The following is a 25,870-nucleotide window of genomic DNA, read 5'->3' on the forward strand; positions in this document are numbered from 1 at the left end:
CGAGAGGACGGTCCGACCCTGCCTACTTGATCAGATAGATGGTCGCGAAGAGGCCGATCCAGACCACGTCGACGAAGTGCCAGTAGTACGACACCACGATCGCCGCGGTGGCCTGCTCGTGCGTGAACCGCTTGGCGGCGTACGTACGGCCGAGGACCAGGAGGAAGGCGATCAGACCACCCGTCACATGCATCCCGTGGAAGCCGGTGGTCAGGTAGAAGACCGACCCGTACGGGGACGAGGAGAGGGAGAGGCCTGCGTCCTTGACCAGCGAGGTGTACTCGTAGATCTGACCGCCGATGAACATCGCACCCATGACAAAGGTGATCATGAACCAGGTCCGGAGCTTCTTCACGTCGCCGCGCTCTGCGGCGAAGACACCCATCTGGCAGGTGAAGGAAGAGAGCACCAGGATCGTGGTGTTCACGGACGAGAAAGGGACGTTGAGCGCATCGTTGTGCGCGTGCCAGTACGCCGTTCCGGTAACCGAACGGAGTGTGAAGTACATCGCGAAGAGGGCCGCGAAGAACATCAGCTCGGAAGCCAGCCAGACGATGGTTCCGACGCTGGTGAGGTTCGGCCGGCTGACCGATCCGTGTGCGTGCCCGGTTTCTACTGCAGTTGCTGTCGCCACGACCGACATTATGTCGGTCGCTTATTCCGTCTTCACTCCGGGGGGTGTTCCTCGGTGTGTCCGGCTTGTGACGTACCCTCCGGCCGCCCGCCGGTGGCCTGACGACCAGGCAGGTAGTCCGAACGGCGGGGTCCGGTGCCCCGGGGGACGGTGCGCGACGGGCCGTGGGGTCGCCCGAAATGGTGAATCTGGAACCGCCGGACGGCTGCCGGGGGGCGTCGCACGCCGCCCCGGGACCCCGAGACGGCCCGTACTGCGTGCTGTCCTGGGATCTCCGGCCGGAGTAGCATCCGCGCAGACGCCGAAAGTGGTCCCGATCACACCCCAGGGGGATAGCGGACGATGGCACTCAACGTACTTGTCTACAGCGACGACCGGAACACGCGCGAGCAGGTCCGGCTGGCGCTCGGGCGCCGGCCCGCCGAGGACCTGGCCGAGCTCCAGTACCTGGAGTGCGCGACCGCCCCGGCCGTGATCAAGGCCCTCGACGCTCATGCCAAGGGCGCCAAGCGGCTGGACCTGCTGGTCCTCGACGGCGAGGCGACCCCGGTCGGCGGGATGGGCCTGTGCCGCCAGCTCAAGGACGAGATCTACGGCTGCCCCCCGGTGCTGGTGCTGATCGGCCGCCCGCAGGACTCCTGGCTCGCCGCCTGGAGCCGCGCCGACGCCGCCATCGCCGCCCCGGTCGACCCCGCCGCGCTGGCCGAGACCGCCACGGCGCTGCTGCGCACCGGAAAGCAGCATCTCGTGGGCTGAGATCTTGCCCATGGGCGGCGCCCCCGGTCGCTAGGCTGGCCTCTCCTTCAGTGAATACTCCACGGAGAGGCTACGGCCATGGCTGCAGCGTCGATCAAAGACGTGAACCCTGCGAACGGTGGCGGCGACCCCGTGCAGGCGCGGTCCTGGCCGGACGTCCTCACGGCGCTGATCTCGGGTACCGACCTGACGGCGGCGGACACCGCCTGGGCGATGGACCGGATCATGACCGGGGAGGCGAGCACCGCCCAGGTGGCCGCCTTCATGGTGGCGATGCGGGCCAAGGGCGAGACGGTCGAGGAGATCACCGGCCTGGTCCAGTCGATGTACGCGCACGCCACGGTGATCGAGGTGCCGGAACGGGCCGTGGACATCGTCGGCACCGGCGGCGACCGGGCCAAGACCGTCAACATCTCCACCATGTCGGCCGTGGTCGCGGCCGGCGCCGGGGCGCTGGTGGTCAAGCACGGCAACCGGGCCGCCTCCTCCGCGAGCGGGGCCACCGACGTGCTGGAGAAGCTCGGCGTCAACCTGAAGCTGACCCCGCAGCGGGTCGCCGAGGTGGCCGTCGAGGCGGGCATCTCCTACTGCCCGGCCCCGGTGTTCCACCCGGCGATGCGGCACGCCGGCCCGGCGCGGAGCGATCTGGGCATCCCGACCTTCTTCAACCTGCTCGGCCCGCTGACCAACCCGGCCCGGGTCGGCGCCAACGCGGTGGGCTGCTTCGACCGCCGGATGGCCGGGCTGATCGCCGGCGTGCTGGCCCGGCGCGGCGCGTCCGCCCTGGTCTTCCGGGGCGACGACGGGCTGGACGAGCTCACCATCACCGGCACCTCCACGGTCTGGCAGGTCCGGGACGGCCAGGTGCGCCAGAGCAGCTTCGACCCGCGCGAGGTCGGCATCACCTGCGTCGGCATCGAGGCCCTGCGCGGGGCGGACTCCAGCTACAACGCGGCGGTGGCCCGACGGGTGTTCGCCGGCGAGACCGGCCCGGTCCGGGACGCGGTGCTGCTCAACTCGGCGTCGGCGCTGGTCGCCCTGGACCAGACGGACGAGCCGCTGGTGGAGCAGATCGCTGCGGCGATGAAGCGCACCGCGGAGTCCATCGACTCCGGCGCGGCCGAGGCGACGCTGGCCCGCTGGGCCGAGGCCACACACCGGTAGGCGGATCACGCCGTCAGGTCCACGGGACGTCGCGGTACCGCGACGTCCCGTGCTCCGGCGTCCTGTGCTCTGCTGTCCCGTGCTCCGGCGTCTCGCATGGCGGACCTGTGCTCGCCCACGGGCTGGACCTCTGGCATAGTTCTCACCAGGTCACGAGTGACAGCGTTCAGGCCCCGGCTTGCTGTCCGGCAACCCTCCTTCCGTGGCGGGGTGCTTCCGGGTGACGACCAGGCCCTGCGGCGAACCCGTCGCACGGCAAGCGCGGATCCCCCCGTAGAGAGCAGCACCGCAGTGGCAGCGCCACCGGTGCACTCCCAGGGATCCACTGGATGTCCTGGAGGGGTTGTGTCTGCCTACCCGAACGCTCTGTCTGTCTGTGAGCCGCTCGCCGTGCTCGGCCGTGACGTCGAGGTTCCCCTGGTCGGCGGCGAGAAGGTCGGCTACGCCGCGCTGGACTACGCCGCCAGCGCCCCGGCGCTGCAGCGGGTCTGGGACGACGTCGCCGCCTACGCGCCGTACTACGGCAGCGTGCACCGCGGCGCCGGCTACCTGTCGCAGCTGTCCACCGACCTGTTCGAGCAGAGCCGGGCGACCGTCGCCGACTTCCTCGACCTGCGCGAGGACGACCAGCTGGTCTTCACCCGGGCCACCACCGACTCGCTGAACCTGCTGGCCGGCGCGCTGCCGGCCGGCACCGAGGTCTTCGCCTTCGAGACCGAGCACCACGCCTCGCTGCTGCCCTGGCGCAAGCCGGGCCTGACCGTCGGCTACCTGCGCGCCCCGCGCTCGCCCGGGCAGGCCGTGGCCGCGCTGGACGAGGCGCTGGCGGGGAGTGCGGCGCGGACCAAGCTGGTGTGCGTGACCGGAGCGTCCAACGTCACCGGGGAGATCTGGCCGGTCCGCGAGCTGGCCGAGGTGGCCCACCGGCACGGCGCGCGGATCGTCCTGGACGCCGCGCAGCTGGCCCCGCACCACCCGGTCTCGGTGCGCGAACTCGACGTCGACTGGGTCGCCTTCTCCGGGCACAAGCTCTACGCCCCGTTCGGTGCGGGCGTGCTGGCCGGGCGCGCCGACTGGCTGGACGCGGCCGAGCCCTACCTGGCCGGCGGCGGCGCCAGCCGTACCGTCGCCAGGGAGGCGGACGGTTCGGTCGCCGTGGAGTGGCACCGGGGCCCGTCCCGGCACGAGGCCGGATCGCCGAACGTGATCGGCGCCTACGCCGTCGCCTCGGCCTGTCGCGCGCTGACCGAGGCGGGCTTCGACCGGCTGGTGGCGCGCGAGCAGCAGCTGATCGCCCGGCTCCGGGCCGGGCTCGCCGAGGTCCCCGAGGTGCGGGTGCTGACGCTGTTCGGCGAGGAGCACCCCCGGGTGGGCGTGATCTCCTTCGTGGTGCAGGGCTGGAACAGCTCGCACTTCTCCGCGGCGCTGTCGGCCGAGTACGGCATCGGCGTGCGCGACGGACTGTTCTGCGCGCACCCGCTGGTGCGCACGCTGCTGGGCGGGGAGGAGGCCGCGCCGTCCGAGTGCGGGGCGCCGGAGGCGTCGCTGCCGGGGGAGCAGAGCCTGAACGCGATCCGGGTCAGCTTCGGCGCCGGCACGCCGGACGAGCACGTGGACCGCTTTGTCGCGGCGGTCCGGGAGCTGGTCAGCGACGGCGCGCGGTGGGCGTACCGAACCGAGGGCGGCCGCTGCGTCCCGGACACCCGGCGCTGACCGCTCCGGCCTGCTGCGGCGCGGCCTCCTCGTGGGGCTACTCGTCGAGGCCGAGGGCGAAGGCGGCGTCGAGGTCGTGCTTGGAGTAGCTGCGGAAGGCCACGTGGGTCTCCGTCTGCTGGACTCCGGGAACCTTGTTGACCTGGCCGGGGATCACGTCGGCCAGGTCGTCGTGGGCACGCACCCGGACCAGGGCGACCAGGTCGTAGGTGCCGGTCACGGAGTAGACCTCGGTGACGCCGTCGATGGCCGCGATCGTCTCGGCGATCTCGGGGATCTGGTCGACACTGGTCTTGATGAGCACGATCGCGGTGATCACGGGGGGTCTCCTGGGAGCGCGGCGGGGATACTGCGGTCAGCGTATCCGCGCCGTCGGCAGTAGAGCAGCCAGGCGAAGAGGAAGCCGCCGACGAACCCGATGAGATGGGCCACGTAGGCCACCCCCGGCACCGCCGCCGAGACCGCGTCCACCGACATCCACTGGATCGCGAACCACATCCCCAGCGCCAGCCAGGCCGGGAACCGCAGCGGCAGGAACAGCAGCAGCGGGATCAGGCTGGTCACCCTGGCCTTCGGGTACAGCCGCAGATACGCGCCGAGCAGCCCGGCGATGGCCCCGGACGCGCCCACCAGGGTCTGCGTGGCACCGTCGCCGTGCGACTGCACCAGCGCGTAGCCGTAGGTGGCGAGGTAGCCCAGGGCGATGTAGCTGAGCAGGAACGGCAGCCGGCCCGTCCGCTCCTCGACCATGGCGCCGAAGACGTACAGGAACAGCATGTTGCCCAGCAGGTGCAGCCAACCGCCGTGCACGAACATCGCGGTGAGCACCGACAGCGCCGGGACCTTCGGGAACGGGCGGGGGACCGGGCAGCCGTGGGCGGCGGCCTGCCGCAGCGGGTGGTTGTCCAGCAGCTCACTGGGGATGACGGCCCAGTGCTGGTAGTACGTCAGTTCCGCACAGGCCCGGGCGTTGCCGCTGCCGTAGAGGGGGTCGAGTCCGGAGACCGGGCCGACCAGGAACACCAGGACGCACACCGCGATCAGCGTCCAGGTCATCAGAGGGAGGTACGGACTGGGGCGTTCTTCGCGTACCGGGATCTCCATGTACCCAGCATTCCTTGGATGGACATATCTGACACTGCTGGGCTGGGACAGCCGGGGGACGGTGTGAGCGGACCCGGCCGAGGCCCTAGGGTTTCCCGCGTAGGCGTTTCGACGAGAACGCGCTGCTCCGGAGGAGTCGCGCCGAACCGAGAGGACCACCCATGACCGTCCCCCTGCCCACCGAGGGGACCCGGTGGCGCTGCACGCTGTGCGGCAACCTGACGCGATTCGACGTGACCCGTTCCTCCCGTGTGGTGGAGTTCGTCCACCTGGATCTGGCGGGGGAGCCACGGGTGGAGGAACGTGAGGTCCTCAGCGAGGCGGTCGAGTCGGTCCGCTGCCGCTGGTGCAACGCGGTGGACCAGGTCGAGCTGGTGGACCGGCCCGGCGCGGAGGCGGAGGCGGCGGCCCAGGCGGCACGCACCGAGGGTTGACGGCACGGGCTCCAGGAGTGGCGCGGTGACGAGCGGGGGGGTGAGGCGGGCGAGAATGGTGCTGTGGGCGGAGTCCCGCAGGACCGGATCGGAGCAGTGGACGTGGTGGACCAGAACAGGGCGGATACCGCCGAGGGGCCGACGGGTCCCCTCGACGCGGCCGGTCCTCAGCTGCCCACGTCCACGCCCGACGCGCCCGCACCCGCCGAGTCGGAGGCTGCCGTGGAGCAGCTGGACCGGCCGTTGCCGGAGGGCGTGCGGCGGCGGGTGGTCGGCATCGCCGCGGACGCGCTCAGCGCCGTGCCGTTGGCGGAACTGCCCTCGCGGCTACGGCCGTACGCGAAGTTCACGCCGGTGCAGCGGGCCAAGCGTGGGGCGACCGCGATCGCCGCGGCACTGGAGACCGAGCCGGCCTTCCGCTCGCGGATAGCCGAGCGGGTACGTCAGGGCCAGCCCGACCTGGTCAGCGCGCTGGAGTCGGGGGTGGTCCCGGCCGCCGCCGACCCGCAGGACATCGCCGCCGTGGCGTACCTGCTGCGTCCGGCCGGGTGGAGCAAGCTCGTCGGCGACGCCGGCGAGGAGGTGGAGCGGGCCGAGTCCGAGGGCGCCGCCGCCGAGGCCGCACGGCTGGTGGAGAAGCTGCAGGCGGAGCTCTCCGCGCTGCGCGACGCCAGCCGGGCCGAGTCGGACCGTTCCCGGGTCGAGCTGGACGAGGTCCGCAGGGACCGCGACTCGCTGCGCCGCAAACTGCGCAGCCTGGAGGCGGACACCAAGCGTGCCGAGGCGGCGACCCGCAAGGTCGCGGCCGAGCTGGAGGCGCTGCGCGCGTCCGGGGCGACCGAACGCGGCGCCGTGGACAGCGAGGTGCGCCGGCTCAAGCACCGGGTGGCCGAGGCGGAGTCCGCGCTGGAGGCGGCGAAGCGGGCCTCCCGCGAGGGGCGCAGCGCCGAGGACATCCGGCTGCGGCTGCTGCTGGACGTGGTGCTGCAGGGTGCCCAGGGGCTGCAGCGCGAGCTGGGCCTGCCGCCGCTGTCCGGCCGTCCGGCCGATTCGGTGGAGGCGGTGGCCCCGGCCACGGCGTCGCCGCACGACGTCGCCCGCCGGGCGCTGGACGCCGACGACCCGGCGCTGCTGGACCAGTTGCTGGCGCTGCCGCAGACCCATCTGGTGGTGGACGGCTACAACGTCACCAAGAGCGGCTATCCCACCCTGCCGCTGGAGAAGCAGCGGGCCCGGCTGCTGAACGGCCTCTCCATGCTGGCCGCGCACAGCAGGGCCGAGGTCACCTGCGTGTTCGACGGCAAGGACCTGGACGCGCCGGTGCCGATGGCGCCGCCGCGCGGGGTGCGGGTGCTGTTCAGCCGTTCCGGGGAGACCGCGGACGAGCTGATCCGCCGGCTGGTCCGGGCCGAGCCGGAGGGGCGGCCGGTGGTCGTGGTCTCCACGGACCGCGAGGTCGCCGACGGGGTACGCAAGGCGGGGGCGCGTCCGGTGCCGTCCGCGATGCTGCTCAGGCGTCTCGTCCGTACCTGACGGCACATTATTACCTTGGACATTTCGGTCAATCCCCTCCTCATGTCACGGGAAGGGCGACACGGCCACTTGTCTCTCACTAGTCTCTGCTCTCGAACCTCTGTCCTGCCTCACCACCCGTCCGGGTGAAGCGGGGGTTTACCCGGTCCGAAGGGGAGAGCCTGTAGTGGCTTCGCATCGTCGCCTCAAGCAGCCCAGCAGGGCGCGGGTGTCCATCCTGACGGCAGCCGCCGCCACGGCGGTCGCGCTCACCGCGCAGGCCTCCGCGCACGCCGATCCCAAGCTGACCCTGGACCAGGCCAAGTCCCAGGTGGAGGCCGACCGCCAGGCGGCGAGCGCGGCGACGGAGCAGTACGACGGGGCGCAGGTCCAGGAGCAGGCGCTGCAGCAGAAGGTGAACGTCCTTCAGGACGAGATAGCCCGGCAGCAGGCCCAGGTGAACGCCGAGACCGCGCAGCTCGGCACGGTCGCCAGCGCCGAGTACCGGGACGGCACGGTGGACCCGACGGTGGCGCTGATGCTCTCCTCGGACCCCACCGGCTTCCTCGACAAGGCGACCGCCGAGAACCAGCTCAACGACGACCAGGTCGCCATGCTGTCCTCGCTGCAGGCGCAGCAGCAGACGCTGGCCAAGGAGAAGGCCGAGGCGGCGCAGGCGCTCGGTGCCCAGCAGGCGCTGCTGAAGCAGATGCAGCAGTCGAAGGCCGCCGCCGAGGCGAAGCTGCAGCACGCCCAGAGCATCCTCGACGGCCTCACCCCGGCCCAGCAGCAGCAGGTGAACGCGGCCGGTGGCGGCGGTGGCGGGTACGGCTCGGCGGCGCACAACGACAGCCACATGACGGTCGGCCAGATCGACCTGTCCGGGATCTCCTCGGCGGCCCGCACCGCGATGCTGGCGGCGATGAGCAAGGTCGGCATCGCCCCGTACTCGATGGGCGGCTCGGGCCCGAACGTCTTCGACTGCTCCGGCCTGGTGATGTGGTCCTACGCCCACGCCGGGATCACCCTGCCGCACTACTCCTTCTCCGACGAGACCGTGGGCTCGCCGGTGGCCTCGATGGCGGACGCCAAGGTGGGCGACATCATCGTGATGGAGGGCGGCAACCACGTGGGCCTCTACGCGGGCAACGGGATGCTGCTGAACGCCCCCGAGTACGGCTACACGGTCTCGATCCAGCCGATGAGCTACTTCGGCGGCGTGGTCGCCATCCGCCGGTTCTGACGTGTCGACACCCCAGAATGTGACTCACGTCACCGCAACCCCAACTCCCGGGTCGTTCTGACCGTTTTGACGGTCATGTCGTCGCAGTTCGGTCATGTGGCAACTACGTTCGGTTGGGGTTTCGGAACACTATCGTTACCTAAGAGAGTTTTTACTTACAGGGATTTGAACGGATCACGGTTGGGTCACTAGTGTCACTGATCGAACCACCGCGAAGTCGATCACTCAGCCTGAGTGGCAGCGGAGGTTTCCGCCGAGTCCGACCGCACGGCACGACGTCCGGATCCACCGGACGCCTACAGGGGAAACGCCGTCAGTTCGGAGCCGGGGAACCATGTTCCTCGGGGTGAATCGACGCCAGGCCGGCTTCTCGCCGGTGAAGCGCCGTAGGGCACGTCTTCCAGCCCGAACCCGTCAGCTCACCCGGTAGGCGGCCGTAGGAAGAAGGAGCTCGCCTTCGTGGCGTCCCATCGTCGTCCCAAGTCCCCCAGTCGCGCGCGGATAACCGTACTCACCGCTGCCGCCGCCACCACCGTCGCACTCTCCGCGACCGCGGCCCAGTCGGCCTCGGCGGCGCCCACACAGACCACCGCGCAGCTCCAGGCGGAGATCAACCAGGACAACCAGGCCTCCGACGCGGCGATCCAGCAGTACGACGCCAACCAGGAAGCCCAGCAGAAGGAGCAGGCCCAGGTCAGCACCCTGCAGGACCAGGTGGCCCGGCAGCAGGCCGCGGTCAACGCGCAGGAGGCCGGCCTCGGCGCCATCGCCAGCGCGCAGTACCGCGACGGTGCGATGGACCCCACGGTCGCGCTGATGCTGTCGTCGAACCCGACGAACTACCTGAACCAGGCCTCGGCGGCCGACCAGATCGCCAGCAGCCAGACCACGCAGCTCAGTGACCTGAAGACGCAGCAGGCCACGCTGGACCGGGAGAAGGCCGAGGCCCAGACCAAGCTCGCGGCCCTGGACCAGACCAGCAAGCAGCTCGCCGCCTCCAAGGCCTCGGTGCAGCAGAAGCTGGCCGCCGCGCAGGCCAGGATGGCCTCGCTGACCGCCCAGCAGCAGGCCGCGCTGGCTGCCGCGCAGCAGCAGGCCACGCCCACGAGCTCGCACAGCTCGGGCAGCGGCAGCTCCGGCTCCAGCGCGAACGGCTACAGCCCGAGCGGGTCGGCCGGCGACTCTGCGGAGGCGACCGCCTTCGCCGCCGCGCAGAGCAGGCTCGGCGACGTCTACGTCTACGGCGACACCGGCCCGACCACCTTCGACTGCTCGGGCCTGATGATGTGGTCCTACGCCAAGGCCGGCATCACCCTCGGCCGCACCACCTACGACCAGGTCACCCAGGGCACGGCGGTGAACTCCACCGCCGACCTCCAGATCGGCGACCTGGTCTTCTTCAACGGTGGCGAGCACGTCGGGATGTACGCGGGCCACGGCATGGTGCTGCACGCCCCGCACACCGGCACCGTGGTGAAGTACGAGCCCATCAGCTACATCGGCTCCATCTACGCGATGCGGCACCTGTAGGCCCTCGCTAGAGTTCTCGCAGTTCCTGAGGCCTGTCGTCCGGTCGGTCCGGGCGGCAGGCCTCGATGGCGCGTGCGCCGGGTCGCGCGTGCGCCGGGCCCCTGAGCGAGGAGAGCGTCGATGCGTGACATAGCGGTGTTCAGCGGCAGTGCCCACCCCGAACTGGCCGCGGAGGTCTGCGCCCATCTGGACGTACCGCTGAACCCGGTACGGGTCAACCGGTTCGCCAATGACTGCCTTGAGGTCCAGCTGCAGGCGAACTGCCGCGAGCGCGACGTCTTCCTGATCCAGCCGCTGGTCACCCCGGTGCAGGAGAACCTGGTCGAGCTGCTGCTGATGTGCGACGCCGCGCGCGGTGCCTCGGCCGGCCGGATCACCGTGGTGATGCCGCACTACGCCTACGCCCGCTCGGACAAGAAGGACGCGCCGCGGATCTCCATCGGCGGCCGCCTGGTCGCCGACCTGCTGGTGGCCTCGGGGGCCGGCCGGGTGCTGGCGATGACCCTGCATTCGCCGCAGGTGCACGGCTTCTTCTCGGTGCCGGTGGACCATCTGCACGCCCTGCGCGAGCTGGCCGAGCACTTCCGCCGCTACGACCTGTCCCGGACCACCGTGGTCTCGCCCGACCTGGGCAACGCCAAGGAGGCGGCGGCCTTCGCCCGGCTGCTCGGCGTCCAGGTGGCGGCCGGGGCCAAGCAGCGCTTCGCGGACGACCGGGTCACCATCAGCTCGGTGATCGGCGAGGTGGCCGGGCGCGACGTCATCGTGCTGGACGACGAGATCGCCAAGGGCAGCACGGTTCTCGAACTCCTGGACCGGCTGCGGGAGTTGGGCGCCCGTTCGATCCGCGTCGCGTGCACCCACGGACTGTTCACGGCCGGTGCGCTCAAGCGGCTCTCGGACCAGGAGGACGTACTGGAGATCGTCTGCACCAACACCGTGCCGATCCCGGCCGGGGAGCGCACCGACAAGCTCAGCGTCCTGTCGATCGCCCCGGCGATGGCCGAGGCGGTCCGCAGGATCCACAACGGGGAATCGGTCAGCGCGCTCTTCGACGCCGTGTGACGGTGACCCCGATCGAGGGAATCGATGCCGGGGCCCGCCCCGGCATCACCCAGGATGACGTGGCGTTTCGTCAGTTCGTTGGGGATTGGCATGAATATTCGCCAGTCGAGGTGTTTGGTGTCGTTGTGTCCGACTCGCTAACGTCTGCGCTCGGTCCTCCGCATCGTCGACCGTCCTTCCGGGCGGCACCGGGGGACCGCTGGGCTCGGTGACGCATCCGGCGTCGCGGCACGGCCCCGCACCGGACGAACGGAGCCCGCCCACGTGGCGTCCCACCGACGTGCCCGACCTCTGGGCCAGCACTCCGCCGTGGTGCTGTTCTCCCGGACCGCCGCGACCGTCGCCGCAGCCACCGCCGCGGTCCTGAGCACCGGAGGGAGCGCCCTGGCAGCCCGGGGCCCGGCCGCCCAGGGGCCGGTATCTCCAGGTACGGCGTCTCCAGGCATGCAGACCACCGGTGACGTGCAGCAGCAGGTCGACGCGCTCTACGCGCAGGCGGAGGTCGCCGGTCAGCGGTACGACGGGGCCCGGGAGCAGGAGCGGGCGCTGCTGCGCCGGGCGGTGCTGCTGCAGCAGCACATCGCCGAGGAGCAGCAGCAGGTGAACACCCTGGCCGCGACCGTGGGCTCGCTCGCCAGCGCCGAGTACCGGCAGGGCGGCGGCATGGACCCGCTGATGCAGCTGATGTTCAACGCCGACCCGCAGGACTACCTGGAGCGGGCCACCCACGCCGACCAGGCGGACGCCTCGGCCGCGCTGAGCCTGCAGGACCTGCGCGGCATCCAGCGCCGGCTGACCCAGGACCGGGCGGAGGCGCTGACCCAGCTGTCGGCCCTGGAGCTGCTGCAGCAGACCATCGCCGGCAGCAAGGCCGAGGCCCAGCGCCGCCTGGGCGCGGCGCAGGCGCTGCTCGGCAGCCTCAACGACCAGCAGCGCGCCACGATCCAGCAGGCCGAGAGCGACGCGGCCGGGGCGGCCGCGCAGGCGGCGGGGGAGGCCCTGCCGCCGGACCAGGGCCCCGCCTCGGACCGCGCGGCGGCGGCGCTCGCGGCGGCCCGCGGCGAACTGGGCAAGCCCTACGTCTACGGGGCGACCGGGCCGGGGGCGTTCGACTGCTCCGGCCTGATGTACTGGTCCTGGCACCACGCCGGGGTCTCGCTGCCGCGGACCTCGCAGGGGCAGGCCTACGCCGGACAGCGGATCCCGCTCTCCCGGGCCCGCCCAGGGGATCTTGTGATCTACTACGGCGACATGCACCACGTCGGGATGTACGCGGGGAACGGGATGGTGATCCACGCCCCCTACCCCGGCGCCAGGGTCCGCTACGAGCGGGTCGACGACATGCCGGTGGCGGCCGTGGTGCGTCCCGCCTGACACTGGAGGCCGGAACGGCCGCGGCGACCGGGACGGGCAGCGGCGATGAGGACGGCACGGGTGAGGACAGGCAGGCGGGCGCTGCTGGGCGCGGGCGCCGGAGCGGCGCTGCTGGCCGGCCTCGGCGCCGCCGGGGTCACCTGGCGGGACGACCGGCGCGCCGACGAGGTCGCGGACGCGGTCGACGACGACGCCTCGGCCCGCCGCGGCATCCAGCGGACGCTGGACCGCCGCGCCGCCGGCGTGCGCGGCCGCGACCTGAACGCGCTCACCGCCACCGTCGTCCCCGGTTCGCAGGCCCTGATCGACCAGCAGGGCACGCTGCTGCGGAACCTGGCCCAGGTGCCGCTGTCCGGTTGGGACTACCGACTGCGGGCCCTGGACGCCTTCGCGCTGCCGCCGACCCAGGTCGACGGTGCGGACCGCCGCGCGGTACGGGTCCAACTGGCGTACCGGCTCACCGGTTTCGACGCCACCCCGGTGACCGCCGACCAGTACCTCGGCTTCACCCGGATCGGCTCCGACTGGCTGCTGAGCGGCGGGCCGGGCGAGAGCCCGGGTCAGAGCCAGAGCCCGGGTGTCGCCGAGCTGTGGGACCTGGGCCCGGTCAACGTCGTGCAGGGTCGGCACTGCCTGGTGCTGGGCCTGCGCGGGGCAGCAGGGCTGCAGCCGCTCGCCGACGAGGCGGACCGGGCGGTGCCCGCCGTCAGCGCGGTCTGGGGCGACGGCTGGGGGCAGCGCACCGTCCTCCAGGTGCCGCTGGGCCTGGACCAGTTCGGCGCGCTGCTCGGCGCGGACCCGCTCGGCTTCAGCGCCATCGCCGCCGTCACCACCGGCGAGCTGGGCGCGGCCGAGGCCGGGCGCACCGAGCGGATCACGGTCAACCCGCAGGTCTGGGACGGCCTGAACGCCCTCGGCCGACGGGTCGTCACCACCCACGAGACCACCCATGTGGCCACCCGGGCGATCACCGAGCAGTGGACGCCCCGCTGGCTCTCCGAGGGCGCCGCCAACTGGACCGGCTACCTGGGCACCGGGCGGACGCCCGCCCAGATCGCCCCCGAACTCGCCGCGGACCTCGCCGCCGGGCGGGTGCCGGCCCAGCTGCCGGCGGACTCCGCGTTCGACGGCTCGGCCCCGGGGCTGCCGCAGGCGTACCAGCAGGCCTGGTTCGCCTGCCGCTGCGTGGTCCAGCGCCACGGGCAGCCCGCGCTGGTCGCGCTCTACCGCGCGGTCGCCGCCGCGGGCGGCCGCTCCGGCCAGGACGCCGCCACGGACACCGCGTTGCGCGGCACCCTGGGCGTCGGCCTCACGGCCTTCACCGCCCAGTGGCGCGCCGACCTCCTCGCGGCCCTGAAACCCACGTCCTAGCCGACCGCTACGGTCCGGGCCGGGCGTGCTACGGGGCCGGGGTGGCGGGGGCGCTCACCGTGGACTGCCAGAGGCGGCGGCAGGCCAGCACGGTGGCGGCGGCCAGCACCAGGTTGCGGACGCACAGGACGGTCACCCCGAGGGGGTGGAACGACGCCAGATCGCCGAAGCACAGCGGGAACTCGACGAAGGTGAGCGCGCTGGCGACGGCCAGCAGCCAGGCGGTGCCGCGCTGCACCGTCTCGCGTGAGGTCAGACACACGGCGGCCACGCCGAGCAGCCACACCAGGTACTGCGGGCTGATCACCCGGCTGGACACGGTGAAGAGCAGCAGCGCCGCCAGCGCCGCGTCGAACGGGGTCGCCGCTGTCCAGCGCCGCGACCGCACCCGCCAGACCAGCAGCCAGACGAAGGCGGCCAGCGTGAGTGCCATCATCAGCCGGCCGACCAGGGCCACTCCCGGGCCCAGCAGTTCCAGGGAGCCGTAGTGCATGTCGGCGTGGCCGCCCCACCAGCCGAGCTGGTGCGCCAGGAAGAACGGCAGCGCCCCCAGCGACTCGACCTCCACGCCCCGGTCGCCCTGGAAGGCCAGGAAGGAGAAGGCCCCGTACATGGTGACGGCGCAGAAGAAGCACAGCGCGAGACCGGTGGCGACGACCGCGGTCCAGGCGTCGCGGGTGCGCCGCCCGCGCGGTGTGCCGATCAGCAGCAGCACCGGCCAGACCTTCAGCAGCGCGCCCACGCCGGCCAGTGCCCCGCTGAGCCGGGGCCGGACCGCGGTGGCCAGCAGCCCGACCACCGCCACCGCGGTGACCACCAGGTCGAACCTGCAGTAGGCGGTCGGCCCCAGCAGCGGCACCGCGCCCGTCCACAGCCAGGCCCCGGCCCGGCTCCCGCCGCCCCGCCGGGAGGCCCGCAGCAGTACGCCGAGCACGGCCAGGTCGCAGACCGCGACCATGACCAGGAACCCCGTGAAGTAGGACCACGGCAGCCAACTGGGCACCAGTATCACCAGGGCCGCCAGCGGCGGGTACTGCCAGGTCACGTCGTCCAGCGGAAACGTTCCGGTCTGCAGTATCTGCGCCCAGCCCTGGTAGATCACCTTGACGTCGCTGGTCACGTCGAGACCGCCGCCCGCGATCACGCCCAGCGCGGCGAGCAGCAGCAGGGTGCGGGTCAGCAGCCAGCACGAGGCCAGCGGCAGCTCCCGCCGCCAGGCAGGCCGGACCCGCCCGGATGCCTCCGCCGGGGGCGGCAGCGCGGCGCCGCGCAGCAAGGGCGGGTGAACGGTGATGGAATCCTCGCTGGGTCAGTCGTGCGGTGTCGGAACCGGAGCATGGTCGGGCGGGTCGAGGCGGACGCCGGAAGGGCATCGCACTGGCCTATCGTACGGACCACGAACCGCTGCGCCGAGAACGCCGGACCGAGTACCTGGAAGGGCAAGCCGCCAGACTATGCACAAGACGCTGATCGTCACGAACGACTTCCCGCCACGACCCGGCGGTATCCAGACATTCGTGCACAATATGGCGACCCGGATGGCGCCCGGCGAGATCGTCGTCTACGCCTCCACCTGGCGGGACGGAGCCGAGGCCGCCCGGTTCGACGCGGAGCAGCCGTTCCCGGTGATCCGCGACCGGACCACGATGCTGCTGCCCACGCCGAGGGTGACCCGGCGGGCCGCCGACATCCTCCGGGCGGAGGGCTGCGGCTCGGTCTGGTTCGGTGCGGCGGCCCCGCTGGGGCTGATGGCCCCGTCGCTGCGGGCGGCCGGCGCGGAGCGGCTGCTGGGGATGACGCACGGCCACGAGGCCGCCTGGGCGCAGCTCCCGGGCTCCCGGCAGCTGCTGCGCCGGATCGGCGCGGGCACCGACACGCTCACCTACCTCGGCGAGTACACCCGTTCCCGGATCGCCGCCGCGGTCGGTCCGGCCGCGGCGGGACGGATGGCCCAGGTGCCGCCGGGGGTGGACGAGAAGACCTTCCACCCGGACTCGGGCGGCGCGGAGGTCCGGGCCCGGCTGGGGCTGACGGACCGTCCGGTCGTGGTGTGCGTGTCGCGGCTGGTACCGCGCAAGGGCCAGGACACCCTGATCCGCGCGCTGCCCAGGGTGCTGGCCGCGGTCCCGGGGACGGTGCTGCTGATCGTCGGCGACGGGCCCTACCGCGCCGACCTGGAGAGGCTCGCCGCCGCCACCGGAGTGGCCGGGTCGGTCCGGTTCACCGGCGCCGTCCCCTGGTCCGAGCTGCCGGCGCACTACGGCGCGGGCGACGTCTACGCCATGCCCTGCCGGACCCGCCGCGGCGGGCTCGACGTGGAGGGGCTCGGCATCGTCTACCTGGAGGCCTCCGCGACCGGCCTGCCGGTGGTGGCCGGCGACTCCGGCGGCGCGCCGGACGCGGTCCTGGAGGGCGAGACCGGCTACGTCGTCCCCGGGCGCAGCGTCGAGGCGCTGACGGACCGCCTGGTCACACTCCTGCAGGACCCCGACCTCCGCGCCCGCCTGGGCGCCCGCGGCCGCGCCTGGGTAGAACAGAGCTGGCGCTGGGACTTGCTTGCGGGCCGCTTGGCCGCCTTGCTGTAGTTGCACTACCTAAGGGGCGCGGGGAACTGCGCGACCAGCCCTCTACGGAGGTGCATGGTTGGCAGCGCAGTTCCCCGCGCCCCTTAGGTAGTAAGTGGTTGCCCGTCTGCCAACGTGCCGCTCAGCGCGTGGCGTACATCGCCTCGACCTCCGCGGAGAAGTCCTTCAGGACCATCCCCCGCTTGAGCTTCAGCGACGGCGTGAGGTGGCCCGAGTCCTCCGACAGCACCGTGTCGAGGATGTGGAACTTCTTCACCGCCTCGGCGTGGGACACCGCCGCGTTGCCGTCGTCGATCGCCGACTGCACGGCGGCGACCAGGTCGGCGTCCTGCAGCAGATCGGCGACGGTGGCCTCGTCGGGCTTGTTGTTGAGCTTCTTCCAGGTCGGGAAGAACTCCGGGTCCACGGTGACCAGGCAGGCGATGAAGGGCTTGCGGTCGCCGACCACCATGCACTCGCCGATGATCGGGTGGGCCCGGATCCGGTCCTCGATCACGGCCGGGGCGACGTTCTTGCCGCCGGCGGTGACAATGATCTCCTTCTTCCGGCCGGTGATGGTGAGGAAGCCGTCGCCGTCCAGGGTGCCGATGTCGCCGGTGGCGAACCAGCCGTCCCGCAGCGCCTCCGCGGTGGCGTCCGGGTTCTGCCAGTAACCGGTGAACACCTGCGGGCCCTTGAGCAGCACCTCGCCGTCGTCGCCGATGCGGATCGACGAGCCGGGCAGCGGCTGGCCGACGCTGCCGATGTGCGGCACGTCGTGCGGGTTGAAGGCGGTGGCGGCGCAGGTCTCGGTCAGGCCGTAGCCCTCCAGGACGGTGAAGCCGATGCCCCGGTAGAAGTGGCCCAGGCGCTCGCCCAGCGGCGCGCCGCCGGAGATGGCGTGGGTGGCTCTGCCGCCCAGCGCGGCCCGCAGCTTGCTGTAGACCAGCGCGTCGAACAGCTTGTGACGGAGCTTCAGCCCCAGCGAGGCGCCGCCGCTGTCCAGCGCCCGGCTGTAGGCGATGGCGGTCTCCGCCGCCCGGTCGAAGATCTTGACCTTGCCCTCGGCCTGCGCCTTGGCCCGGGCCGAGTTGTAGACCTTCTCGAAGACCCGGGGGACGCCCAGGATCAGCGTCGGCTTGAAGCTGCTGAGCTCGGCCACGACCTCCTTGATGTCCGCGAGGTGGCCGATCTTGATGGGGGCCAGTGCCGCCGAGATCTCCGCGATCCGGCCCAGCACGTGGGCCTGCGGCAGGAACAGCAGCACCGAGGACTCGCCGGTGCGGAACAGCGGGGGCATCCGGGCGACGATGTTCCCCAGCTCGCTGAGGAAGTTGCCGTGGGTGAGCTGGCAGCCCTTGGGACGGCCGGTGGTGCCCGAGGTGTAGACGATGGTCGCGATGGTGTCCGGGCCCAGCCCGGCCCGTCGGGTCTCGACCTCGGCGTCCGGGACCTCCTGCCCCGCACGGACCAGGTCCTGCACGCCGCCGGCCTCGATCTGCCACACCTGGCGCAGCTGTGGCAGCCGCTCGCGCACCTCGCCGATGACCGCCTCGTGCCGCGGCAGTTCGGCGATGCAGGCGACCGCGCCGGAGTCGCCCAGGATCCACTCGACCTGCTCGGCGGAGGAGGTCTCGTACACCGGGACGGTGATCGCGCCGGCGCACCAGATGGCGAAGTCGAGCAGGGTCCACTCGTAACGGGTGCGGGCCATCAGCCCGACCCGGTCGCCCGGGGCGATGCCGGAGCCGATCAGGCCCTTGGCGGCGGCCCTGACCTCGGCCAGGAACTCGGCGGCGGTGCGGTCCTCCCAGTGGCCGTCGACCTTGCGGCTGACGACGGCGACCTCCGGATGCCGTTCGGCGTTCCGGTGGATGAGGTCGGTGAGGTCTGCGCCGTTCGGCACCTCGTAGAGAGCCGGAAGGCTGAACTCGCGCAAGACTGCTCCTCGGTCTGCGACGCTGGGACGCTGGGACGTTACTGCTCAGTAGCGGCGCTCCGAAAGAGGCGACGGCGAATGTGTTCGCTGTGTCACACTCCCGTGAGCGGCAGGTTTCCTGTCGCTGCTGCTCCTCGAACCCTACGGCAGGCCACGGGTGACCCGCCGGTAATCGACCGCTCGATAGAGTGCGCACCATGCGGGTGCATGTGGTCAGTGACGTACACGGAAACAGCGAGGCGCTGGCGCGGGCCGGGGACGGGGCGGACGCGCTGCTCTGCCTCGGCGACCTGATCCTGTTCCTGGACTACGCGGACCACTCGCGCGGGATCTTCCCCGACCTCTTCGGTGCGGAGAACGCCACCCGCATCGTGGGCCTGCGCAACGCCCGCCGGTTCCAGGAGGCCAAGGAGTTCTCCCGGTTGCTCTGGGCCGGGCTGGACGTGGACCGGGCCCAGGCCACCGAGCAGGCGGTCCGGCGCCAGTACGCGGAGCTCTTCGCGGCCTTCCCGGTGCCCACCTTCGCCACCTACGGCAATGTCGACATGCCGGGGCTCTGGCCGGAGTACGCCCGCGAGGGGGTACGGGTGCTCGACGGCGAGGTGGTCGAGATCGGCGGACGCACCTTCGGCTTCGTCGGCGGCGGACTGCCGACGCCGATGCGCACCCCCTACGAGGTGGACGAGGAGACCTACGCCGCCAAGGTCGCCGCCCTCGGCCGGGTCGACGTGCTGTGCAGCCACATCCCCCCGGCCGTGCCCGAGCTCACCTACGACACCGTGGCCCGGCGCTTCGAGCGCGGCAGCGAGGCGATCCTTGACGCCATCCACACCGTCCGCCCCGGTCACGTGCTCTTCGGCCATGTGCACCAGCCGCTCGCACGGCGGATGCGGATCGGCCGCAGCGAGTGTGTCAACGTCGGGCACTTCCGTTCCACCGGGCGGCCCTGGGTCCTCGAATGGTGAAACGGTAACCTTCGTGCAGTCAGCAGCATGTCGAGACGCGGAGGCCATCCGATGGCGGAGCACACCAGGTCAAGCACCACCATCGAGGCGACCGGGGCCCAGGTCATGGCTGTGATCGCGGACTTCGACGCGTACCCGGCCTGGACCGGCGAGGTCAAGGAGATCGAGGTGCTCGGCCAGGGGCCCGACGGCCGCGCCGAGCAGGTGCGACTGCTGCTCGACGCCGGCGCCATCAAGGACGAGCACGTCCTCGCCTACACCTGGGACGGCGACCGGCAGGTCAGCTGGACCCTGGTGAAGAGCCAGATGCTGAGGTCCCTGGACGGCTCCTACACCCTGGCCCCGGCCAGGGGCGGCGGCACCGAGGTGACCTACCAGCTCGCGGTGGACGTGAAGATCCCGATGCTGGGCATGATCAAGCGCAAGGCCGAGAAGGTCATCATCGACCGGGCGCTGGCCGGCCTGAAGAAGCGGGTCGAGTCGCAGAGCGCCTCGGGCGTCGACGCCTGATGACCGCACCCCGGGTCGTGCTGGTCAGCGGCAACGGCGGCAGCGGCCGCAGCACCCTGGCCGCGGCCACCGCCGCACTCGCCGCCGCGCAGGGGCGGCGCACCCTGCTGCTCGCCGCCGACGATCCGCACCGCACCGTGGACCGGCTGGTCGGAGCCGCGCTGGAGACCGCCCCGGCCGAGCTGGCCCCGGGCCTGTGGGCCGCGCGGCTGGACCCGCAGTCCGCCTTCAGGGACGCCGCCACCCGGCTGCTGGGCCGGGCCAAGCCGCTGTTCGACCTGCTCGGCGTGGACCCGCTGGAGCGGGACGAGCTCAGCGCCCTGCCCGGGGCCGGTCACCTGGCACTGCTGGACGCCCTGCGCACGCACGGCGCCGCAGGCACCCACAGCGCGGCCGGCGGCTGGGACACCGTCGTGGTGGACGCGCCCCCGGTGGCCGAGTTGCTCGCCGCGCTCGCGCTGCCGGAGCAGCTGGACCGCTACCTGGGGCGGCTGGTCCCCGAGCAGCGGCAGGCCGCCCGCGCGCTGCGCCCGGTGCTGGCCGCCGTCGCCGGGGTGCCGATGCCCGCCGACTGGATCTTCGAAGCCCGAAGCTGGGCCGCCGCCGAACTCGCCCAGGTCCGCGCGGTCACCGACGCTCCCGGGACCACGGTCCGGCTGGTCGTCGACGCCCCGGCCGGACCGCACGCCGTGGCCGCGCTGCGCAGCGCCCGGGCCGGGCTCGCCCTGCACGGCCAGCGGGTGGAGTCGCTGCTGGTCAACCGGCTGCTGCCCGGGGTCGTTCCCTCGGTGCCGCAGAGTACCGACGCGATCGCAGGTCCGCTGCGGCAGGCCCAGCAGGACCAGCTCGCCGTGCTCCGCGCCGAGTGGGACGTACCGGTACGGGCGGTGCCGCACCTGGGTCATGAGCCGCAGGGGTGGCCGGACCTGGATGCCCTGGGCCTCGCCGGCAAGGCAGAGCCCGGGGAGTCCGAGCCCGGGGAGTACCAGCCGTCGGCGTCCGCGCCCTGGGCGGTGCAGGACCTGCTGGACACCCCCGACCGGGTGCTGGTCTGGCGGATCCCGCTGCCCGGCGCCGAGCGCCCTGACCTCGACCTGGTCCGCCGCGGCGACGACCTGGTGCTCGGGGTCGGCGCCTACCGCCGCACGCTGACCCTGCCGTCCGCGCTGCGCCGCTGCACCGTCTCCGGCGCCGCCCTCCGCGACGGCGTCCTGGCGGTCCGCTTCACCCCGGACCCGCAGCTCTGGCCCCGCGGGTAGCCGCGGCCGCGGGCACGCCGGGGGCGGGCGGGACGTTAGGTCAGTACGCCGACGGCCCAACCCGCTTGGGGTAGCGTCGGAACGGACCCCTCGGAGCTCGCAGAAGGAGCAGCACCATGACGACTCCCGACGATCGCCACGACGACGTCTGGGCCCAGGCAGTGGCCGAGGGCGCCGACGCCGCACCGATCACCGGCGCCCAGCCCGCCCCCGACGCCTCGCCCGCCGCCGATGCCGCACCCGCCGCCGCCACACCCGCCGCCGACGGTTCACCGTCCCTGGAGAAGCCGACGGCCGGCACCGTCGAGGACCGGCCCGCCGGGCAGCCGGCCGCGCCGGCCGACCTCTTCGGCCCGGAGCTGGCCCCGCTGGTGGACGAGGTGCGCAAGTTCGCCACCACCGTGGGCGAGAAGATCACCGCGGCCCAGAACTCGGTCAGCAACGGCGACACCCTCGGGGCCATGCAGGACCTGGCCTCGCCGCTGCGGGTCAAGTACCCGGAGGTGTACGGACACCTGATCGCCGCCGGTGGCGAGCTGCTCGCCGCGTACCGCTCCGCCGTCTCCGCCTCGGAGAAGCGCTGGGCCGCCGAGAAGCGCTCCTCCTCGGAGCACATTGACCTCGACTGACGCCCCCACTGTCTACGACTTCTGAAGGCTGGACTCCTGGTCCCAATCCCTCTGTCTTCGGCTAATGTACGCACAGGTGTGTACCTGGCCCGGTCCGGGCCGGTACGGTACCGGCGAGCGGTGAAGCCAGCGGAGACTGAGGGACACATGGGACTGACCATCGGCGTCGACGTCGGGGGTACCAAAATCGCGGCCGGGGTCGTCGACGAGAACGGCGAGATCCTGGCTCGGACGCGGGTGCCCACACCCGCCGATCCGCAGTGGGCCGTCGGCGCCATCGTGGATGCCGTCAAGGAGTTGCGCCAGCAGCACGAGATCACCGCGGTCGGCGTGGGTGCGCCCGGCTACGTCGACCGGAACCGCTCCACCGTGATCATGGCTCCCAATATCGACTGGGAGAACGAGCCGCTGAAGGCGCGGATCGAGGACCTGGTGCACCTGCCGACGGTCGTCGAGAACGACGCCAACGCGGCGGCCTGGGGCGAGTTCCGCTTTGGTGCGGCGGCCCAGCACAACGACATGATCATGATCACGGTGGGCACCGGCCTGGGGGGCGGCATCGTCCTCGACGGCCGGATGCACCGTGGCAGTTTCGGTGTGGCGGGGGAGATCGGCCACCTCAACATGGTGCCGGACGGCCTGCTCTGCGGCTGCGGCTCGCACGGCTGCTGGGAGCAGTACGGCTCGGGCCGGGCGCTGCGCCGCTACGGCCGCGAGCGTGCGGCGGGCGACCCGGCGCTGGGCCGTCGCCTTCTGGAGCTGAACGAGGGCATCGCCGACACCATCACCGGCAGCCAGATCACGCAGGCGGCGCAGGAGGGCGACCTGCTCGCCCTGGAGGCCTACGACGAGCTGGCCGACTGGCTCGGCCGGGGCATGGGCGATCTGGCCTCGCTGTTCGACCCGGCGGTGTTCGTGCTCGGCGGCGGGGTCTCCGACTCCGGCAAGCTGCTGCTGGAGCCGGTTGCCAAGGCCTTCGAGAAGTACCTGATCGGCGGGGTGCACCGGCCCCGCGCCGAGGTCGTGCTGGCCTCGCTCGGCTCGGCGGCGGGGATCGCCGGCGCCGCAGACCTGGCCCGCCAGGTCTGACCGTTCTGGTCCGACCTTCCCGGTCCGACCCGCCTGCTCCGACCCTGTGAGCTCTGCCCGCCCGAAGACGGCCGCGCCGGTCGCGGCCGTCTTCGCGTGCCCCGACTACCATCGGGCGTATGGTCGCTGACGTTCCGTCCGGTCCACTTCCCCCCTCCGGCCCGCAGCCGGACGGCTCCGAACTGGTCCGGGTGCTCAGCTACAACATCCGGTCGCTGCGCGACGACCGGACCGCGCTGGTGCGGGTCGTCCGCGCCTGCGATCCGGACCTGGTGTGCGTGCAGGAGTCGCCCCGGTTCTGGTTGCCCCGGCAGCAGGCCGCCTGGCTGGCCCGGGCCACCGGGCTGATGGTCCTCTCCGGCGGCCTGAGTGCGGCCGGACCGCTGCTGCTGGGGCGGCTGCGCGCGGTCCCGCAGTCCGTCCACGACGTGTTCCTGCCCCGGACGCCGGGCCTCTACCAACGGGGCTTCGCCACCAGCGTGCTGCGCCTGGGGCGGGCCGCCCCGGTCGTGCTGACCAGCTGTCATCTCTCGCTCGACCGGCGCGAGCGCCACCTCCAGTGCGAACTGCTGCTGGAGCATCTGGAACTGGTGCGCGCCGCCGCGGGCACCCCGCACGCGGTCGTCGGCGGGGACTTCAACGAAGCCCCGGAGGCCCCCGGCCGACGGCTGCTGGCCGAGCGGCTGCAGGACGGCCACGCGGTCGCGCCGTGGGGCATCTCCGGCATCCCGGTGCGGGGTCCGCGGTTCCAGCGGATCGACGCGGTGTACGCCACTCCGGGCCTCCAGGTCCTCGGCTGCGGCATCCCTGACCTGCCCGGACGTGACCTGCTGGCCGCCACCGACCATCTCCCCGTGCTCGCCCTGCTCCGGCTGCCCGCCGCCGCCGAACACAAGGCTTGACGCATGTGGCTAATCGCCATAGCTTTATGGCTATCGGAATGCGCCAACGGAGGTCGTCATGAGTACAGCCACACCGCACAGCACTGAGCGCCCCACCACCCGGTACCTGCCCGTCCGGTCCGCGGACGGGAGTACGCACCGGATCGCGTACGACGACCAGGGCACCGGCCCGGTCGTGCTGCTCGCCCCGGGCATGGGCGACATCCGCGGCACCTTCCGGTTCCTCGCCCCGATGCTGGTCGCGGCCGGCTACCGGGTGGTCACCACCGACTACCGGGGCCTCGGCGAGTCCGACACCGGCTTCGACGGCTACAGCTCCGAGGTCACCGGCAGCGACCTGGCGGCGCTGATCCGCCACCTGGACGCCGGCCCGGTGCTGCTCTACGGCAACTCCTACACGGCGGCCTCCGCGGTCCACGTGATCGCCGACAACCCGGAGCTGGTCCGCGGCGTGGTCCTGGCGGGCCCGTTCGTCCGCGACGCGCCGGCCACCCTGGTCGGGCGGATCGGCACCGCACTGATCGTCCGTCCGTTCCTGACCGGCGCGATCTGGTTCGCCTGGTGGCCGAAGATGTTCCCGAAGCGCCCCGCCGACTACGACGAGTACCTGGCGTCGGTGAAGGCCAACCTCAAGGAACCGGGACGGATGCAGGCCTACGCCAAGATGTGCGCGGGCAGCCACTCCCCGGCCGAGGCGAAGCTGCCCCGGGCGAAGGCGTCCGGCGTGCCGATCCTGGTCGTGATGGGGACGGCCGACGCCGACTTCCCCGACGCCACGGTCGAGGCGAGGTGGGTCGGCGAGCAGCTCGGCGCCCCGGTGGAACTGCTGGACGGCTCCGGCCACCACCCGCAGGTGGATGCTCCGCAGCAGGTCACAGCGCTTATCCTGGGCCTCGACCCGCAGTCGCCGACCACCGAGAAGTGAGGACACCCCCGATGCCAAGGGCCGGGCTGACACCGCAACTGGTCACCGGCCACGCCCTGGAGGTGCTCGACGAGGCCGGCCCGGCCGGCCTCACCCTCAAGGCGGTCGCGGAACGGGCGGGTGTCGCCGCCCCCTCCCTCTACAAGCACGTCCGCAGCCTCGACGACCTGCGGGTGCTGATGGCCATCCGGATCCTGACCGAGGCCGCCGACCGGCTGGGCACGTCGGTGATGGGACTGGCCGGCGACGACGCGCTGCGCGCCTTCCTCGCCGCGTTCCGCGGCTACGCCGCGCAGTACCCGCACCGGCACTCGCTGCTGGAGTCCCCGCCCCAGGGCGGGGACCGGCAGGCCGAGTTGGACGCCGCGGCCGGACAGCTGGTCGAGATCGCCTTCGCCACGGTCCGGGGCTACGGCCTGCGCGGCGACGACCTGGTGCACGCGGTCCGCGCCATCCGCGCGATGGTGGCCGGCTTCGTCGGCCTGGAACTCGGCGCCGGGTACCTGCTCCCGACCGACCTCGACGCCAGCTTCGCCTTCCTCACCGACCTGCTCACCGCCGGCCTCGCCCAGCGCGCCGCCGCCACCCCCTGACCACGGGCGGGCGGCGGCACGGATGCCGGACCGGACGGATGCCGGACCGGTGCCGGACGGGTATTCGGACTAGACGACCGCGCCGTTGTGGGGGTCGATGTCGTCCTCGTCGTCCTCGCGCATCCGCATGACCAGGGTGGCGACGCCGCCGACGAACAGGCCGACGCCCAGCACCGCGGCCATCCCCGGGAGCTGTCCGAACAGCGTGGCCAGCGCCAGCGCGATGCCGCCGACGACGGCGACCACCGCGAGCCGGGTCGTGGTCTCGGTCTGCGGCAGCGGAGGCGGCGGCGGGGGGACGTACCGCTCCTCGTCGGGATCCTCGGCCGGGGTCCAGGCCCGGGGGTCGACCGGCGGGATGGCCCGGACCACCGGAAGCCGGATGATGCCGGACCCGGCACCGGCCGCCGGCCGGGGCCGCGGCTGCGGGGCGAGGTCGGAGACGTCCTCGGCGTCCGGCCAGGACTTCGCCTCCGCGTCCACCGGGATGTCGTAGTCCGCGACCAGCTGGGCGAACAGCTCGTCGTCGGTGGCCCGCTCGGCCGGCTCGGCCGGCTGGCCGTCCTCCGGGACCTCGGGCAGATCGGGCACCGCG

The 25,870-nt window shown here is 72.4% G+C and carries 25 protein-coding genes and 2 riboswitches; of the genes, 19 read left to right on the top strand and 6 right to left on the bottom strand.

The window, feature by feature from the left end; all coding sequences use genetic code 11:
- Positions 1–22: 22 nt before the first annotated feature.
- On the bottom strand, positions 23–643 hold the full coding sequence (locus ABH925_RS24295; RefSeq protein ID WP_370150975.1) for a heme-copper oxidase subunit III: 621 nt from the start codon (positions 641–643) through the stop codon (positions 23–25).
- A 333-nt stretch (positions 644–976) separates the two neighbouring features.
- Here ABH925_RS24295 and ABH925_RS24300 point away from each other — a divergent pair, with 333 nt between their 5' ends.
- The 3 genes from ABH925_RS24300 to ABH925_RS24310 all read left to right on the top strand — a co-directional run bounded on the left by ABH925_RS24300 (position 977) and on the right by ABH925_RS24310 (position 4,267).
- The gene (locus ABH925_RS24300; protein ID WP_370150976.1) at positions 977–1,390 is read left to right on the top strand and encodes a hypothetical protein; all 414 of its coding nucleotides are present in this window, start codon (positions 977–979) and stop codon (positions 1,388–1,390) included.
- A gap of 78 nt (positions 1,391–1,468) precedes the next feature.
- Positions 1,469–2,554 (top strand): anthranilate phosphoribosyltransferase, encoded by a 1,086-nt coding sequence (gene trpD, locus ABH925_RS24305; protein ID WP_370150977.1) that lies wholly within the window; start codon positions 1,469–1,471, stop codon positions 2,552–2,554.
- A 148-nt stretch (positions 2,555–2,702) separates the two neighbouring features.
- Positions 2,703–2,822, top strand: a riboswitch (SAM riboswitch).
- A 77-nt stretch (positions 2,823–2,899) separates the two neighbouring features.
- Complete coding sequence (locus ABH925_RS24310; protein WP_370150978.1) at positions 2,900–4,267, top strand: aminotransferase class V-fold PLP-dependent enzyme; 1,368 nt, start codon at positions 2,900–2,902, stop codon at positions 4,265–4,267.
- Between the two features lie 37 nt (positions 4,268–4,304).
- On the opposite strand, the gene ABH925_RS24315 is transcribed toward ABH925_RS24310, so the two are convergent.
- Together ABH925_RS24315 and ABH925_RS24320 are read right to left on the bottom strand one after the other, a co-directional pair.
- On the bottom strand, positions 4,305–4,586 hold the full coding sequence (locus ABH925_RS24315; RefSeq protein ID WP_370150979.1) for an Lrp/AsnC family transcriptional regulator: 282 nt from the start codon (positions 4,584–4,586) through the stop codon (positions 4,305–4,307).
- Positions 4,583–5,371, bottom strand: a complete 789-nt coding sequence (locus ABH925_RS24320; protein WP_370150980.1) for a rhomboid family intramembrane serine protease — start codon at positions 5,369–5,371, stop codon at positions 4,583–4,585. The genes ABH925_RS24315 and ABH925_RS24320 overlap by 4 nt, the downstream gene beginning before the upstream one ends.
- A 161-nt stretch (positions 5,372–5,532) precedes the next feature.
- Here ABH925_RS24320 and ABH925_RS24325 point away from each other — a divergent pair, with 161 nt between their 5' ends.
- The 7 genes from ABH925_RS24325 to ABH925_RS24355 all read left to right on the top strand — a co-directional run bounded on the left by ABH925_RS24325 (position 5,533) and on the right by ABH925_RS24355 (position 13,900).
- A complete protein-coding gene (locus tag ABH925_RS24325; protein ID WP_370150981.1) occupies positions 5,533–5,805 on the top strand; it encodes a hypothetical protein in 273 nt (90 codons plus the stop codon).
- Positions 5,806–5,976: 171 nt separating this feature from the next.
- A complete protein-coding gene (locus ABH925_RS24330) occupies positions 5,977–7,338 on the top strand; it encodes an NYN domain-containing protein (protein WP_370151041.1) in 1,362 nt (453 codons plus the stop codon).
- 166 nt (positions 7,339–7,504) lie between these two features.
- On the top strand, positions 7,505–8,560 hold the full coding sequence (locus ABH925_RS24335; RefSeq protein WP_370150982.1) for an NlpC/P60 family protein: 1,056 nt from the start codon (positions 7,505–7,507) through the stop codon (positions 8,558–8,560).
- Between the two features lie 298 nt (positions 8,561–8,858).
- A riboswitch (cyclic di-AMP (ydaO/yuaA leader) is annotated at positions 8,859–9,009 on the top strand.
- A gap of 10 nt (positions 9,010–9,019) precedes the next feature.
- Positions 9,020–10,090, top strand: coding sequence for an NlpC/P60 family protein (locus ABH925_RS24340; protein WP_370150984.1), 1,071 nt, complete (start codon positions 9,020–9,022; stop codon positions 10,088–10,090).
- A gap of 120 nt (positions 10,091–10,210) precedes the next feature.
- Positions 10,211–11,155, top strand: coding sequence for a ribose-phosphate diphosphokinase (locus ABH925_RS24345; protein ID WP_370150985.1), 945 nt, complete (start codon positions 10,211–10,213; stop codon positions 11,153–11,155).
- Positions 11,156–11,599: 444 nt separating this feature from the next.
- Positions 11,600–12,529 (top strand): NlpC/P60 family protein, encoded by a 930-nt coding sequence (locus ABH925_RS24350; RefSeq protein ID WP_370150986.1) that lies wholly within the window; start codon positions 11,600–11,602, stop codon positions 12,527–12,529.
- 60 nt (positions 12,530–12,589) lie between these two features.
- Positions 12,590–13,900, top strand: a complete 1,311-nt coding sequence (locus ABH925_RS24355; protein WP_370150988.1) for a hypothetical protein — start codon at positions 12,590–12,592, stop codon at positions 13,898–13,900.
- Positions 13,901–13,928: 28 nt separating this feature from the next.
- Here ABH925_RS24355 and ABH925_RS24360 read toward each other — a convergent pair whose 3' ends face one another.
- Positions 13,929–15,176, bottom strand: coding sequence for a glycosyltransferase 87 family protein (locus tag ABH925_RS24360; RefSeq protein WP_370150989.1), 1,248 nt, complete (start codon positions 15,174–15,176; stop codon positions 13,929–13,931).
- A 178-nt stretch (positions 15,177–15,354) separates the two neighbouring features.
- On the opposite strand from ABH925_RS24360, the gene ABH925_RS24365 reads away from it, so the two are divergent.
- Positions 15,355–16,485: a glycosyltransferase family 4 protein gene (locus ABH925_RS24365; protein ID WP_370150991.1), complete on the top strand. Its 1,131-nt coding sequence runs from the start codon at positions 15,355–15,357 to the stop codon at positions 16,483–16,485.
- A gap of 121 nt (positions 16,486–16,606) precedes the next feature.
- On the opposite strand, the gene ABH925_RS24370 is transcribed toward ABH925_RS24365, so the two are convergent.
- Positions 16,607–18,403, bottom strand: a complete 1,797-nt coding sequence (locus ABH925_RS24370; RefSeq protein WP_370150992.1) for a long-chain fatty acid--CoA ligase — start codon at positions 18,401–18,403, stop codon at positions 16,607–16,609.
- Between the two features lie 197 nt (positions 18,404–18,600).
- Between ABH925_RS24370 and ABH925_RS24375 the strand changes: the two genes are divergently transcribed.
- From ABH925_RS24375 to ABH925_RS24410, 8 genes are all read left to right on the top strand, one after another.
- The gene (locus ABH925_RS24375) at positions 18,601–19,368 is read left to right on the top strand and encodes a metallophosphoesterase (protein ID WP_370150993.1); all 768 of its coding nucleotides are present in this window, start codon (positions 18,601–18,603) and stop codon (positions 19,366–19,368) included.
- Positions 19,369–19,419: 51 nt separating this feature from the next.
- Positions 19,420–19,878, top strand: a complete 459-nt coding sequence (locus tag ABH925_RS24380) for an SRPBCC family protein (RefSeq protein WP_370150994.1) — start codon at positions 19,420–19,422, stop codon at positions 19,876–19,878.
- A complete protein-coding gene (locus ABH925_RS24385; protein ID WP_370150995.1) occupies positions 19,878–21,137 on the top strand; it encodes an ArsA family ATPase in 1,260 nt (419 codons plus the stop codon). Before ABH925_RS24380 ends, ABH925_RS24385 begins: the two co-directional genes overlap by 1 nt.
- A 116-nt stretch (positions 21,138–21,253) precedes the next feature.
- Positions 21,254–21,766, top strand: a complete 513-nt coding sequence (locus tag ABH925_RS24390; RefSeq protein ID WP_370150996.1) for a DUF5304 family protein — start codon at positions 21,254–21,256, stop codon at positions 21,764–21,766.
- Positions 21,767–21,913: 147 nt separating this feature from the next.
- Entirely contained in the window at positions 21,914–22,855 is a 942-nt protein-coding gene (locus ABH925_RS24395) for an ROK family glucokinase (protein ID WP_370150997.1), read from the top strand.
- A 119-nt stretch (positions 22,856–22,974) separates the two neighbouring features.
- Entirely contained in the window at positions 22,975–23,757 is a 783-nt protein-coding gene (locus ABH925_RS24400) for an endonuclease/exonuclease/phosphatase family protein (protein WP_370150998.1), read from the top strand.
- 58 nt (positions 23,758–23,815) lie between these two features.
- The gene (locus ABH925_RS24405; protein WP_370151000.1) at positions 23,816–24,682 is read left to right on the top strand and encodes an alpha/beta fold hydrolase; all 867 of its coding nucleotides are present in this window, start codon (positions 23,816–23,818) and stop codon (positions 24,680–24,682) included.
- A gap of 11 nt (positions 24,683–24,693) precedes the next feature.
- Positions 24,694–25,275: a TetR/AcrR family transcriptional regulator gene (locus ABH925_RS24410; RefSeq protein WP_370151001.1), complete on the top strand. Its 582-nt coding sequence runs from the start codon at positions 24,694–24,696 to the stop codon at positions 25,273–25,275.
- Positions 25,276–25,344: 69 nt separating this feature from the next.
- Here the strand turns inward: ABH925_RS24410 and ABH925_RS24415 are convergent, their stop codons facing one another.
- Positions 25,345–25,866 carry a hypothetical protein gene (locus ABH925_RS24415; protein ID WP_370151002.1) on the bottom strand — a complete coding sequence of 174 codons (522 nt, stop codon included), beginning with the start codon at positions 25,864–25,866 and terminating at the stop codon, positions 25,345–25,347.
- Positions 25,867–25,870 lie beyond the last annotated feature (4 nt).

The organism is Streptacidiphilus sp. EB129 (genome assembly GCF_041262645.1).
Lineage (GTDB): Bacteria > Actinomycetota > Actinomycetes > Streptomycetales > Streptomycetaceae > Streptacidiphilus.

What these genes read in the sequence shown, in the direction of transcription:
- ABH925_RS24350 (WP_370150986.1), top strand. Translation starts at nt 11,600, where the DNA reads ATGCAGACCACCGGTGACGTGCAGCAGCAGGTCGACGCGCTCTACGCG.
- ABH925_RS24395 (WP_370150997.1), top strand. Translation starts at nt 21,914, where the DNA reads ATGGGACTGACCATCGGCGTCGACGTCGGGGGTACCAAAATCGCGGCC.
- ABH925_RS24410 (WP_370151001.1), top strand. Translation starts at nt 24,694, where the DNA reads ATGCCAAGGGCCGGGCTGACACCGCAACTGGTCACCGGCCACGCCCTG.
- ABH925_RS24365 (WP_370150991.1), top strand. Translation starts at nt 15,355, where the DNA reads ATGCACAAGACGCTGATCGTCACGAACGACTTCCCGCCACGACCCGGC.
- ABH925_RS24400 (WP_370150998.1), top strand. Translation starts at nt 22,975, where the DNA reads ATGGTCGCTGACGTTCCGTCCGGTCCACTTCCCCCCTCCGGCCCGCAG.
- ABH925_RS24390 (WP_370150996.1), top strand. Translation starts at nt 21,254, where the DNA reads ATGACGACTCCCGACGATCGCCACGACGACGTCTGGGCCCAGGCAGTG.
- ABH925_RS24325 (WP_370150981.1), top strand. Translation starts at nt 5,533, where the DNA reads ATGACCGTCCCCCTGCCCACCGAGGGGACCCGGTGGCGCTGCACGCTG.
- ABH925_RS24300 (WP_370150976.1), top strand. Translation starts at nt 977, where the DNA reads ATGGCACTCAACGTACTTGTCTACAGCGACGACCGGAACACGCGCGAG.
- ABH925_RS24345 (WP_370150985.1), top strand. Translation starts at nt 10,211, where the DNA reads ATGCGTGACATAGCGGTGTTCAGCGGCAGTGCCCACCCCGAACTGGCC.
- ABH925_RS24405 (WP_370151000.1), top strand. Translation starts at nt 23,816, where the DNA reads ATGAGTACAGCCACACCGCACAGCACTGAGCGCCCCACCACCCGGTAC.
- trpD (WP_370150977.1), top strand. Translation starts at nt 1,469, where the DNA reads ATGGCTGCAGCGTCGATCAAAGACGTGAACCCTGCGAACGGTGGCGGC.
- ABH925_RS24380 (WP_370150994.1), top strand. Translation starts at nt 19,420, where the DNA reads ATGGCGGAGCACACCAGGTCAAGCACCACCATCGAGGCGACCGGGGCC.
- ABH925_RS24320 (WP_370150980.1), bottom strand. Translation starts at nt 5,371, where the DNA reads ATGGAGATCCCGGTACGCGAAGAACGCCCCAGTCCGTACCTCCCTCTG.
- ABH925_RS24385 (WP_370150995.1), top strand. Translation starts at nt 19,878, where the DNA reads ATGACCGCACCCCGGGTCGTGCTGGTCAGCGGCAACGGCGGCAGCGGC.
- ABH925_RS24375 (WP_370150993.1), top strand. Translation starts at nt 18,601, where the DNA reads ATGCGGGTGCATGTGGTCAGTGACGTACACGGAAACAGCGAGGCGCTG.
- ABH925_RS24295 (WP_370150975.1), bottom strand. Translation starts at nt 643, where the DNA reads ATGTCGGTCGTGGCGACAGCAACTGCAGTAGAAACCGGGCACGCACAC.